The 12,424-nt window shown below is 65.8% G+C and carries 6 protein-coding genes and 1 pseudogene; 6 read left to right on the top strand and 1 reads right to left on the bottom strand.

What is annotated here, in order from left to right:
- The first annotated feature begins 296 nt into the window (after nucleotides 1-296).
- From ACIP6U_RS18965 to ACIP6U_RS18955, 3 genes are all read left to right on the top strand, one after another.
- Entirely contained in the window at nucleotides 297-1,091 is a 795-nt protein-coding gene (locus ACIP6U_RS18965; RefSeq protein ID WP_401718825.1) for a GntR family transcriptional regulator, read from the top strand.
- Nucleotides 1,088-1,753: a YdcF family protein gene (locus ACIP6U_RS18960; RefSeq protein ID WP_401718822.1), complete on the top strand. Its 666-nt coding sequence runs from the start codon at nucleotides 1,088-1,090 to the stop codon at nucleotides 1,751-1,753. Before ACIP6U_RS18965 ends, ACIP6U_RS18960 begins: the two co-directional genes overlap by 4 nt.
- Nucleotides 1,754-2,276: 523 nt before the next feature.
- Nucleotides 2,277-4,040: an AAA family ATPase gene (locus ACIP6U_RS18955; protein WP_401718819.1), complete on the top strand. Its 1,764-nt coding sequence runs from the start codon at nucleotides 2,277-2,279 to the stop codon at nucleotides 4,038-4,040.
- Nucleotides 4,041-4,300: 260 nt separating this feature from the next.
- On the opposite strand, the pseudogene ACIP6U_RS18950 reads toward ACIP6U_RS18955, so the two are convergent.
- Nucleotides 4,301-4,623 (bottom strand): annotated as a pseudogene (locus tag ACIP6U_RS18950) (hypothetical protein); the annotation flags it as partial.
- Nucleotides 4,624-4,892: 269 nt separating this feature from the next.
- On the opposite strand from ACIP6U_RS18950, the gene ACIP6U_RS18945 reads away from it, so the two are divergent.
- The 3 genes from ACIP6U_RS18945 (at nucleotide 4,893) to ACIP6U_RS18935 (ending at nucleotide 12,344) form a co-directional block, all read left to right on the top strand.
- Complete coding sequence (locus ACIP6U_RS18945; RefSeq protein ID WP_401718816.1) at nucleotides 4,893-7,694, top strand: hypothetical protein; 2,802 nt, start codon at nucleotides 4,893-4,895, stop codon at nucleotides 7,692-7,694.
- Nucleotides 7,695-7,700: 6 nt separating this feature from the next.
- Nucleotides 7,701-9,281: a hypothetical protein gene (locus ACIP6U_RS18940; protein ID WP_401718813.1), complete on the top strand. Its 1,581-nt coding sequence runs from the start codon at nucleotides 7,701-7,703 to the stop codon at nucleotides 9,279-9,281.
- A gap of 240 nt (nucleotides 9,282-9,521) precedes the next feature.
- Nucleotides 9,522-12,344: a WD40 repeat domain-containing protein gene (locus ACIP6U_RS18935; RefSeq protein ID WP_401718810.1), complete on the top strand. Its 2,823-nt coding sequence runs from the start codon at nucleotides 9,522-9,524 to the stop codon at nucleotides 12,342-12,344.
- Nucleotides 12,345-12,424: the final 80 nt, after the last annotated feature.

The raw sequence follows: 12,424 nt of genomic DNA, 5'->3' as shown, positions 1-12,424 counted from the left end.
GGACTCCTCGATCGAAGGGGTACGGAACATCACTGCAAGGGGGATCAAGTCCCCACACGCCGGCCGTTGCTCGTGGTCGCCGGGCCACCTCGCCAGTACGGGCCGAAACCCTGTTCCACCTGGCCTTTAGCGGGATTGCAGCGTCCCCGCCCTCTCCTTGGCGCAGCCCAAAGAGGACCACTTCCGCCCGCTGTCCTGGGACTGCGAGCGACCTGAGAAGAGAATGCACCGCAGTCCCAGGACTGTCAACAGTCCTGGGACTGTGCTTCACTGGGACCTGTCGAAAGGAGGTCTGCGTGGCACCCAAGTGGCGCGAACTGGCGGACAGGTTCGCGGAGCAGATCAGAAGCGGCCAGATCAAGCCGGGCGCCCAGTTGCCCCAGATCAGAGACCTGGTTGCCGCCGGCGAGGGGTCGAAGGACACCGTTCACAAGGCGTACAAGGAGCTGGAAGCCCAGGGGCTCGTGACTTCCTCGCGCGGTCACGGCACTGTGGTGCGCCAGCAGCAGCCGCTCAAGCGGCTCGGCATCGCGCGGTACGACAAGGCGAAGTGGCGGGACAGCGATGAGGTCGCGTTCATCGCGGACCGCGTGGCATCCGGTCGCTCGTACCGCCGGAACGAGCAGACGCAGACGGTCAGCCGAGTCGCAGCGTCGGCGGCCGTGGCAGCAGCCCACGGCTTGCCCGAGGGGGCTGACGTGTACGCGCGGGCACGCGTGGTGAAAGAGGGCACGCAGCCGACCCACACTCTGACCAGCTACTACCGACCCGAACACGTCGAAGGAACCCGCATCGTCGACCCGACCCCGGGTCCCGCCGGGCGGGGTGGCGGGTTCCGTGTCCTGTATGACGCGGGATACGAGATCGACCACATGAACGAGGAACTCTTCGCGCGCGTGCCCACGGCGGAAGAGGCTCAGCTACTCCAACTCGCGCCGGGTGAATGGGTGGTGGAACTGCACCGCACCACGTACACGGCGGATGGGACCGTTGTTGAGTTCGCCATCGGGGTACATGCAGCAACGCGGTTCGCATGGTCGTACGACTTCAAAGTGCCCGACTCAGCGAAGGCAGAGGGAGAGAGCAAGTGATCCCTGCACAGGCATGGGCGGATGCCCGACTTTTGTGGGACTACCACCGCATGCACCACACCCCACGGCCCTGCTCCGTGGCTGTTGGGCTGGGCAGTCACGACCTAGGTGTGGCCGACGTGACTGCGGAGCTTTATCACGAGGGCATGGCGCCGGTGATTGTGTTCACGGGGGCTACCAGCCCAACGACCCGAGCGCGGATGCCGCGCGGGGAAGCTGTCCATTACCGAGAGCGGGCGTTGCAGCTCGGGGTGCCGGAGTCCGCCGTACTCCTGGAACCCCGCGCCACGAACACAGGCGAGAACATCGAGTTCAGCAAGGCGGTGCTGGCAGAGGCCGGCGTTCCGGTCTCGTCTGTCCTGCTCGTGAGCAAGCCATATGAAGAACGGCGCTCGTACGCCATGATGCGGAAGCTCTGGCCCGACGTTGAGGTCGTATCCGCGTCCACGCCGATGGGCTTGGAGGAGTACGCCGACTCCATCGGGGACGCTCGCATGGTGATCGACATGATCGTCGGAGCCCTGCAACGAGTGCTCCTCTTCCCCGGCTGGAGTCTGGCCATCGAGCAAGCCGTGCCGGATACCGTCGTGGACGCGTACGAGCGTCTACGCGACCAAGGATTCACGAGTCGAATCATCCCGGACGCGGCACAACGTACTTGATGGGACCCAGTCCGCTGCTGACTCTCGCGTTGCCCGATGCCAGCCCCCGTTCGAGGCTTGAGCGGGGGCTGGCATGGCCCCCTTTTGGTCAACCTCCGGCTGAGAAGGGACCACGGGGAACGCGCTACAGCCTTCCTATCAACTGATTCACCCCATAGCGACGGCCCACACTTAGACGGCGTGGGCCGTCGCTGTTCCTGCTCGTTCCTTCTGCTGGCATCGACATGCTCGGGGGATCGCTGCAACGTCTGTTGATCTATCCCGAGCAAGGTTTCACGATCCCGCAGGATGCACCCACCGATGTATCCGAACATGTGAACACCTTGGGGCACGTGGCTTCACGAGCTGGCTCGTTCCTGCGGATGCTGACAGCGCTTAACGCCTGGCGATGTGGGCCACTCCATGGGACTGAACGGGCCCAGTAGGGCCAAAGTCCTGCATGACCAGCACACATTGGGCATCATGTCTCGTGGCCGTGGGGCCGCGAGCCTTGATTTGATCAATGCGAGGGTGTGACTTGACAATGGAAGAAGCTGTCGGTCAGGCGAGTAATTTCTCGGTGAGTTTTGGTGACGTCCATATCGCACCTGGACAGAAAATCACACTTCCCGCGCCTGGCGTTACTGTCTTCGTTGGCCCCAATAATGTTGGTAAATCCACGGTCCTGAGGCAGATGCATGCAATTAGCAGTCAGGGAGTTGCAGGAAAGCCATTCCCGGGGGCGCCGACCCTGATTGGGGGAGTCGGTATTAAAGTTTCTGGTGACCATAAGGACGCGCTAGCCTGGCTCGAACAGCATTCTCGAAGCAGGGAAGACATTTCACCCCGGAGATTTTATAGGCCGGGTGGTGGTGAGGTGCAGTCCCAATCTATCCAGCATTTTCTTTCTACTGGAATGGAGGGTAGCGGACTGGGATCTCTACAGCCATTTGTTGTCTACTTCGGTGACCCATGGAATCGGATCAGTTCGGTAAGTCCCGTAGAAATGCGCGAGACGCTTGATCAGCCACCTCTGCATGCAATTCACGCACTGCAAGATGACCCCGATGTGTTTAAGGAACTGAATGACCTCTGCTTGCGTGTATTTAAGCATCCACTGACGTTGGACTCTCTTACCAGATCGGTGAATATTCGAGTGGGTGTCCCGACGGTCGACGTGCCGCCTGTTGATAGAGTTACGCAAGGATACCGGGAGGCATTGTCGGAGCTGCCTCGCCTGGAGCACCAAGGCGACGGTATGCGCAGTTTTATCGGTCTAATGCTTCCGCTGATTACGTCCACTTATCACGTTGTATTGATCGATGAGCCGGAAGCGTTCCTCCATCCTCCGCAGGCAAATCAGCTGGGGAAGATCCTTGGTGCGCTAGCAAAAGAGAAGTCCATGCAGATCGTAATGGCAACTCATGATAAGAATGTGTTGGCTGGGTTGCTTCAGTCTGATGCCGATATTTCGATCGTGCGACTTGATAGGACGTCGTCAGATATCACTACGGCACATCAGTTGAGTGTCGCGAATCTCCAGCGAATTTGGGAAGATCCTGTGCTGCGCCACACGAATGTGCTCGATGGGCTCTTTCATAAGTTGACGGTGCTCGCTGAGGGGGATCGGGACTGTACATTCTTCAGTGCGGCTCTAGAGTCTCTTAGTGCGAAAAGAGAGCTCCCGCTCTCCCCGTCTGATGTACTATTTGTTCCTTCCGGCGGCAAGGGTGGACTGCCTCTGTTGATTGAAGTTCTCTCCTCCGCTAGCGTTCCAATTGTAGCCAGTCCCGATCTCGACGTTCTTGACGATAAGGGGTTCCTTGAGCGCCTAGTTGTATCCTTCGGCGGCGACTGGGCGGATTTCAGTGGGGACTACGGTCAAGCCGTTCAGCCTTTTATTCAGCCGCGAGAGAAGTTTCGCGTGTCGGTTGTTCTCAATTCCCTAAACGAGGTTTTCAAGGACCGTTCGAGCGAGATCTTTAATTCGGATGTCGCTGAAGAATTCCGCACGTTGGTGCGATCGAGGGAAAGTCCGTGGAAGACGCTCAAGCTCTTTGGTGAAACTGCTTGGAATGGGAACCCGGCTGCGGCTGCGGCGGCGCAAAGTCTCCTAGGGAAGCTGGATGCCCTCGGAATCGTGGCGGTGCGGGTAGGTGAGCTTGAAAGGTTCGCGCCCACACTCAATGTGAGGAAGGGGCCAGAGTGGGTGCCTGCGGCCATTTCGGCTGGCTATCATGAAAAACAAGCGGCCCAGGATCACGTGACAAGAATTCTGTCTTCGTCAGTCGAAGGTTCTCTGTCGTAGTGCTTTCGCTAGTTCCTTTGTAAATCTACCGCCTGCTCTTCTGGTCGGAGGGAGCTGCGCGGATGGAGCCAGTCTCAGTTTTAGTCTCGATTGCCGCCCAATCCGCCACAGTGCGCGCTCGTCCATAGACGTCCAGCACGTCGCCTGACCTGCAACGCGAGCTCTTTGGTGGACGCTCATGGACCCCTGCGGACCAACATCGGACAGCTCGTAATGCGTAGGTCTCGGGTTCGAATCCCGAAGGCGGCTCTGCCGAAGCCTCAGGACTCACTCGCCGTGACCTGGGGCTTTTGCTTTTTTCGGATGTGGCGGCGGGTGCGGGAGCGGGGTGCGCGGCGGTCCCCAGTCTCAGTTGAGGTTGAGGGGCCAGGTTCCGGGGTGGGCAGGAACGTGTCTCCCATGCGGCGCATGGCGTCCTTCGAGAGGTGCGAGCGACCCTTGACGTAGCGGCGGGTCTGGCTGATCTGTGTGTGGCGCAGTGGGGCGGGCAGGGCTCGAAGCGGTGCAGACGCGCTCCGAAGGCGTGCGCGTCACCGCATCCGTGCCGCCAAGTGAGGCGCTGTAGCTGCCACTTCGGGTGGAACGCAATGCGTAGGTCCCCGGTTCGAATCCCGAAGGCGGCTCAAGTAAGGAAAGCTCGGAAGCTTGAAGGCCCTCCATGATGATCATGGGGGCCTTCTTTCGTGCTTCGCGAGGGCTGCCGTTGGCCCGAGGTCGCTTCAAATGGCTGGAATGCCCTGGATGTTGGCCTCTGAGTGGCGAGTAATCGCCTGTGCTGTGTGAGGCGGTTCGGTACCATCGTGTGCGGAGCGTGTTGATCGTCTTACTTTGAGTCACAGGCGGGGGCTGGGCATGAAGGTCGACTTCAAGGGGTTCGAGGGCACGTTGCCGTACGCGTCCGAGGCCTATGGCGTTTACCAGCCGCTCCTCGGCTGGCGTTCGCGGCGTATGCAGCAGAGGCTGCGGGGTGTGCAAGAGGGCGTGCATCAGGGCGTGTTGGGGCAGGTGGCGCGTGGGGTGCAGCCCGTGGTGGAGGTGGCCTCCGGCGGCGGCGACCCGAGGGCGCTCGACATCCAGGCCGCCACCGTGAAGATCGGTATGCCCGCTCCTGCCACGGCGCGGACGCTGCCCGGTTCCACGGACAGCCTGCTCGGCGCTGTTCTCCGCGAGCAGTTGGCGCCCTTCAGGCGAGCGGACCTGGAGCAGTGGCAGCAGTTCTTCGCCCCGGAGAAACTCCAGCAGCTCCTGGACGAGGCGACGACGCGGGCGGTCGGCGCGGTTCGTCTGGGCTTCGAGGCGCTTGCGAGGGCGGACGCGGGTCAGGACAGTGCGGGGCTGGCCGCGGCGGGGGCTGCCGCGCTGACCGACCGCCTCAACCGTGAGTCGACGATCGCCGGCGCCCTGAGCCTGCTGGCGGGCGGTGGGCGCTACGACGTGCTGGCAGGGCTCTTCTTCGCGAACACGACCGGGGATGTGCGGCCGGGAGACGTAGCCGGTCTGATCTACCCGCCCTCCACGGACGCCCAGGCGTTGACCGGGGCGGACGGCCAACTCGGTTTCGGCGACGTGGCGTTGTCCCCAGTGGGACTGGTGCACCTCTTCCAGCAGTACTTCTTCGAGTTCGCGAGCTTCCTCGGGCCCCCTGTGCAGCACGTCTGGCTCAGCCCGGGTGGGACGGTCGAGCTGGTCGAGGTCAGCACCCGCAAGACGATCGCCGAGCGGATCCTGGAGAACTCCTTCGAACAGGTCGACAAGTCCGAGAAGGCGTTGACCACGGAGGACGAGCTGTCCGACGCGGTGAAGTCGGAGAACCAGCAGAACACGAAGTTCGGTGTGGGGCTCACCACGTCCTCCAGCGGAGGCATCGGTGTGTTCATGGCCGAGGCCAACACGACCACCAACTACGAACTGGACAACAGCAGCAAGGAGTCCAAGGAGCAGACACACAAGCAGAACCGGCAGCAGACCCAGAAGAACTCCTCGGAGATCAAGCGCAGTTTCAAGTCCACGTTTCGTACGGTCACGGAGACCACGGACACCACCAGCAAGCGATACGTGCTGCAGAACACCACGTCCAAGCTCGTCAACTACGAGATGCGCCGCAAGATGCGCCAAGTCGGCGTGCAGCTACAGGACTTGGGGACCCAGCTGTGCTGGCAGGCGTACGTCGACGATCCTGGTACCGAGCTGGGCATCGCCCGGCTGGTGCATGTCGCCGAACCGCCGGACCTCAACCAGCTGCCGAACCCCACGCAGGTTCCGATGCCGGAGCCGATCGTCAAAGGCACGGCCGTCACGATCAACGCGGAGTGGTTCTTCGAGGACCGCAAGCACGGTTTCGTCCCGATCGGCGGGCGCCTTCAGCTGGTTCCCCCGCAGAGCGGTTATCTCTTCGAGACCGCCGAGGTCGTCGTCACCGCGGGCGAGCACTGGTACTGGCGTTATGAGAAGGGGGAGAGCGGTCAGATCGACGACGGTGACGGTGGCAAGGAACTGAGCATCACCTCCATCGACATCGGAGTGCAGACCGGGCCCGGCGGGCTGGAGACGGACGACCATCCCTCGTTCACGGTGCAGGTCACCCCGGTCTTCAGGCCGTCGAAGAAGCTGATCAAGGACATCACGACGACCAACACCGCCAACCAGGCCAAGGCCGACGAGGCGGCGCAGCGGGCGGCCAAGGAGGCGTACATCAAGGCCGCCCAGGAGCGGATCAAGCAGGCCGGTGACGTACAGGCACGCAAGTTCGAGGAACTGCGCGAGGAGGAGCGGGTCATCGTCTACCGCTCGCTGGTGCGCCAACTCGCGGCCGAGACCGGCATGGACGGCGACGACCCGCAAGTACGACACGTGCTCTCGGAGTTGCTCCAAGCACTGTTCGACATGGATCGGATGCTGTACTTCGTGGCGCCGGAGTGGTGGGTGCCCCGCGCGCGTCGCGGCAGCATTCCTGACAACAGGCCCGCGGAGAGCTCTCCCCAGGCGGTCGGCGACATCCAGTTCGGCTCACGGGACCTGGCCACCTGGGGCGGGGCCAACGCCGAGCGGCCCGACAACTACTACATCACCGCGGACTCCAGTCCGGCCAGGCTGGGCAGCTCCCTCGGCTGGACGCTTCAGCTCGACGGCGACAACATGCGCAACGCGTTCCTCAACGCGCCTTGGGTGAAGGCGGTCATCCCTATCCGCCTCGGCAAGGAACTCGATGCCCTCAGCTGGTTGGAGCGCAACGCCGTGGAGGGGGCGGACGGCCTCGACTTCCTCTACCAGGCCGAGAACGACGCCGCGGCGGAACGCACGTTGGACACGCTGCACGACCACCCGTGGCCGGCGGGCAGTCCCCAGCGCCGGCGGTACGACACGATCGATGCGGACGAACTCACCATCAGGGACGCGCTCACGTATCTGGCGCTGCGTGTCGCCGCCAAACACCAGTTGTCCAAGGAGAAGGTGCGCGACCCGAGCGACCCGTCGCTGTCGTATCTGCCGACCGACCAGGTCTACGAGCACGGCTTCTCGCATCTGGCGGGCGGCTTCGAGGCGGCCCGGTCGAAGCCGTTCGCGGTGTTCGACCAGTGGGTCGAGGTGATGCCGACGGATCAGATCGTCGCCGTCGAGGTGACGTACGACCCGAAGACCGGGCAGCAGGTGTAGCGCGGCGTGCGACTCACCGTGACCGTGGCGGATGTCAACGGCAGGCCACTGGACGCGGACGTCGGCGTGGTCCACGCCGTACGCGGACCGGGCAACCAGGTCAACCAGGTGACCACCCACCTCAAGCCCGGCCAGCCCCTGGAAGCCGAGTTGCTCGGCAAGCGGGTTGGTCTCACCGCCACCACGGCCGACTTCACCGTCGAGAAGGCCGTGGTTGCGGAGTTCAGCGGACGCTGGGGGAGTGACAACCCGGCATGCGGGGTGCAGTCGCGCGGTGACGCGCTCGACGTCGCCCTCACCGTCGGCTGCGTACGGTTCGCGCCGACCGTTCACCTCCCGGAGGGGACGACGCTGCGCGACAATCCGCGGGCCGCGTATGTCGAGCCGACCGGCGGTGGCGGGTGGATCTACCGCGGCGGATGGCTCAACGACGAGAAGATCTGGCGGTTGAAGGATCCGGTTTTCGGCGACGCGGACGCCATCGAGTGGAAGCGCTTCAGCCACGAGCGGGCGCTGCCGGTCCGCCTCGTCGACCAGGGCACCTTCGTCCTGTTGGAGTACGGGTTCCCCGTGGGCGTGGGCCGCAACGAGCCCCGGTTCCTGGTCCTCGTGTGGGCACCGCGGCAGCCGCTCGGGACCACCCCCTCGGTGGTCACCTTCTTCTCACCGACAACCAGCGCCCCCTCGTACCCGGCGGACACACACCCGTTCCTGGCCAATTACCCCTATGCTTTCCTGCCGTTGCGGCCCAAGAAGCCGGTGCCGGTGAAGGAGACCCGTCAGCCGTACGTCGACATCGGCTTCAACTACATCGACACTGGCTACAAGATCATTTACCAGTTGCTCGCGGCCGGGCGGAATCCGATCGTCGTGATGCCGATCCAGGCAAGCGCCAGTTGGGGGCCGATGGCGACCCAGTCGGGGATGGCCCGGCTGCTCAAGGAGGTCGTACGGTTCCTTTACGCGCGCGGCCTGGTCGCCGGCCGCTTCGCCTCGACGGCGCGGTTCTCGCTGACCGGTGGTACGGCGCAGATGGTGCCGGATGGTGGGCTGATCACCCAGGAGCGGGTTCCGGACGCGCTCGCCGTCACCGTCAGCGGCTTCAGCGCGGGGATCAACGCGGTGGTCAGTCTGTGTCGGACCGAGCAGTTCGACAAGGACAAGTACAAGCCCGCGTTGTTCGGGGCGTCCGCTGGGCCGTTTCTGCGGCAGTGGCGTGAGCTGTGGGACATCGACGGCGTGGACGCGTCGGGGTGGGCTCATCTGGTGGCCGCCTTCAAGGGGTGGGCCAAGGGTCAGAGGAGCCTGCGTATGTACCACTCACAGGACACCTACCACGGGCAGACCACCAACGGCCTGGTCGAGCAGGACCGCATCAAACGCCGCTCGGGCAAGGCCGGGTTCGTCGAGCAGGGCACCAGCCGTGACGAGCGGAGCCTGTGGGTGCACTTCTCCAACTCCTATCTGATCGGCGACATGAAGGACCCGCAACACGAGACGACCATCCCGGAGTTCGGGAAACTCGACGCACACCACATGGTGCCGGCCATCGCGTTCGGCCACGCGGCCCTGCTGCCCCAGCCGTGACCTGCGGGGTCCCTGGAAGGGCTCGGGGCGGGCCGGGCGGCGGTGCCGGGGTCGGCATTGGTCTGACGGACTACGCGGCACCGCGATCGAGGGCATAGCTCGCTGGCCTGGGGAAACGGCTCCCGCGTCAGCTGTCTGCGTCTGCCGGTCTTGCGGGCCGGGCTGGGTGCGGGCCGTTAAGGTGCTGAATCCGGCGCCCCCAGGTGCGTGGAACTGATCCGGCACATGACGAGGTGCTCCATGGAACGGGATGTGCTCGCCGCGCTGGACTGTGCCGTCGGGGACGAGGTGTCCGGTGAGGTGCTGCTCGCCCTCGTCAACGGGGTGCGGTCGGGTGAACGGGCTTACCGGGAACGGGACTTGAGCGCGCTGGTGCGGGCGGCCGGGGGTGCTCTGGAGGAGCGTGAGCGGGCGGGGCGGCGGGTGTTCGTGGTTGTCGGTCCGCGGTCCCGTTCCGGTGAGGTCGGTCCGGAGCGGGCGGTTGCCGTCGTCGACGCCTTGCTCGGTCTGGTTCCGCTGGATGCCGACGGTCGCCGTAGCTGGCAGGGCGTCGACCTCTATCTGCGGGACCATCTGGCGACCCACGCGGCGGCCGCGGGGCGGTTGGCGGAACTCGCCCGTGACGCCCGGTTCCTGGCCTTCGCCGACCCCGACCGGCTCGCGCGTGTACTGCACCGGGTCGACCGTTCCCGCTCACCTCTGCTGCGTGCGTACTGGCGGGCCCTGCACCGGCTGCGCGCGGCGGCACCGGCCGACCGGTCCGCCGTGCTCCAGGCGATGGTGCACTGCGAGGAGCCGGAGGCGCTCGACGCTCCTGGCGTGAGTGAACTCGCCGACGCGGCCGGGTGGGCGCCCGCGTGGGCGGGGGAGCGCGGTCGTACGGCGTTCCATCGGCGGCTGCCGGGGCACGGAGACGACCCGACGCGGGACGAAGTGCCGCTGGACGCGCTGGCGTTCGGCGCGATCGGGGACCGGACGGTGCTCGCGAGCGGTGGCCGCGACGGTGAGACACGGCTCTGGGATGCGCGTACCGGCGAACTGCTGTCCACGCTCGGCACGCCTCTCCGATCGGCGTCCGTGCTGCTGGAGTTCGGCGTCGTCGACGGCCGTCCGGTGCTGGCCGGTGGATCGAGGGACGGCACGGTACGGATCTGGGATCCGCTCACGGGCGTATCGCTGGCGGTCTTCTCCGTCCCCGCGGGGCACGCGCGGGCGGCCGCCTTCGTTCCGTTCGACGACGGCCGGTGGGCGCTGGCGGTCGCCTCCGGATTCGAGGCGGACGACGGATCCGGGCGGCCCGGCGACCGGTACGCCGACGACGCCGGCGGTGTGGATCTGTGGGATCCCCTCACCGGAGCGCATCTCGCCCAACTGCTGGCGTGCGACGAGGTGGTGCTCGGCGTGGCCGCCCTCACCGTCGCCGGACGATCCGCCGTCGCCGCGCTCTGCGGCGACGCGGTGCGGGTGTGGGACGCCACCACCCGCGAGCTCCTCGCCCAGTGGTCCGACAGGCAGGTGACCTTCGACGTTCCGCCGTTCGTCGGGCCCCTCGCCACCGTTGACCGGAAAGGGCGTGAGGTGCTGGCCCTGGTTGCCGAGGAGGAGGGGACCGGGTGGGACAACCGCGAGTGGCAGCAGTCCGTGTTCCTGTGGGATCCCTCGGCGGGTCCCACGGGCAGGCTGGTCAAGCGCTTCGGTCTGGGCGAGTCGGAGTCGGTGCTCGCCTTCGGGCGTACGGGTTTCGCGAGCACGGGAGGCGAGGGAGGAGAGGGAGGCGACGGAGGCGACGGAGGCGACGGAGGCGAGGGTGGCGTAATTCCGCTTGAAATTGGCGGAGAGACCGTACTGGCCACCGTCTCCCCTCGGTCCGACGGTGCGTGGAGCGATGACGTCGGTGTCTGGGTCAGGACGCTCGACGGCCGGGCGGTCACGGGCGTGGCCGCCCACACCGGTCACTTTCTGACCGGCGCCTTCGGCACCGTCGGCGGCACGACCGTGCTCGCCACCACCAAGACGGGTGGCTTCGACCGGACGCCACAGGGCGGCCACGACATCGTGCTGCTGGACGTTCCCGCCGCCGCCCGGTACGCGGGGACGGGCGAGCGCGATGCCGGCGGGCTGGCGCTCGGTACCGACGGGCGGCAACCGGTCCTGCTGGTCGGCGGCACCTACGAGGTCGACGTCAGGGATCCGGTCACCGGCCGGTCGCTTGCCCGTACTTCCCCGGCCTTCTGCGACAACCACAAGCACGGGCAGAGCCGGGGAGTCGCGGTCGCCTCAGGCGTTGTGGACGGCAGCCCGCTGCTCGCCGTCGCCGGCATCGGGCACGGTGTCTCCCTGTGCGACCCGGCGACGGGCGCGGTGGTACGTGAGCTGCGCGGGCATCCGTCGTCCTGGTCGCGGTTCGTGGCCTTCGGCGACACCGGGCGCCGCGTCCTGCTGCCCGGCAGACCCGCCGCGGCCGCCAAACGGGTCGCCCTCCTCGCCGAGGCGGACACCAGCGGGCCGGTGACCGTGTGGGACGCGGCCACCAGGGAGGTTCTCGGCACCGTGGACGCCTACGGGCGGCTGACCGCGCTCGGCTTCGCGACGGTGGCCGGGCGGACCGTTCTCGCGACCGTCCACGGTGAATCGCTCACGCTGTGGGACCCGGTCAAGGGCAGGGCCCTCAGGAACTTCCCGTGCGGTGCGGCCGGTCTGGCCCTCGGCACCGTCGCCGGGCACGACGTCCACGCCACCGCTTCCGGCCGACGGGTACTGATCCGCGACTCCACCGGCGGACAACTCCTGTCGACCGTCGAGAACTTGGGAGCCGCGGTGACCTGTCTCTCCCTGGCCACCGTGGGCGACCGCGACCTGCTGGTCACCGGCGACAGTTCCGGCGCCGTACGGATGTGGGACGCGGTGACGGGTGATCACCTCACCACCCTGGCCACCTTCGCCCGTGTCGTCCACGAGGTAGTCCTGGCCGCGGTCGGCGACGAGACCTACGTCTTCGCCCAGTCACGCGCCGGCCGCCTCACCGCCTGCCGCGTCCACGCCATCGGGGAGGCCGGGGGCTGAGGTGAGATGCGGAAGGGGTGAGGGGATGATCGGCGGGGCGGAGACGCAGAGGTGTGGAGACGCAGAGGTACGGAGGTGTC

This window comes from Streptomyces sp. NPDC088794 (genome assembly GCF_044750545.1).
Classification (GTDB): Bacteria; Actinomycetota; Actinomycetes; order Streptomycetales; family Streptomycetaceae; genus Streptomyces.
The sequence above is the reverse complement of the archived record's forward strand: the minus strand, read 5'-3'. Positions and strand labels throughout refer to the sequence as shown.

What these genes read in the sequence shown, in the direction of transcription:
- ACIP6U_RS18945 (WP_401718816.1), top strand. Translation starts at nt 4,893, where the DNA reads ATGAAGGTCGACTTCAAGGGGTTCGAGGGCACGTTGCCGTACGCGTCC.
- ACIP6U_RS18955 (WP_401718819.1), top strand. Translation starts at nt 2,277, where the DNA reads ATGGAAGAAGCTGTCGGTCAGGCGAGTAATTTCTCGGTGAGTTTTGGT.
- ACIP6U_RS18935 (WP_401718810.1), top strand. Translation starts at nt 9,522, where the DNA reads ATGGAACGGGATGTGCTCGCCGCGCTGGACTGTGCCGTCGGGGACGAG.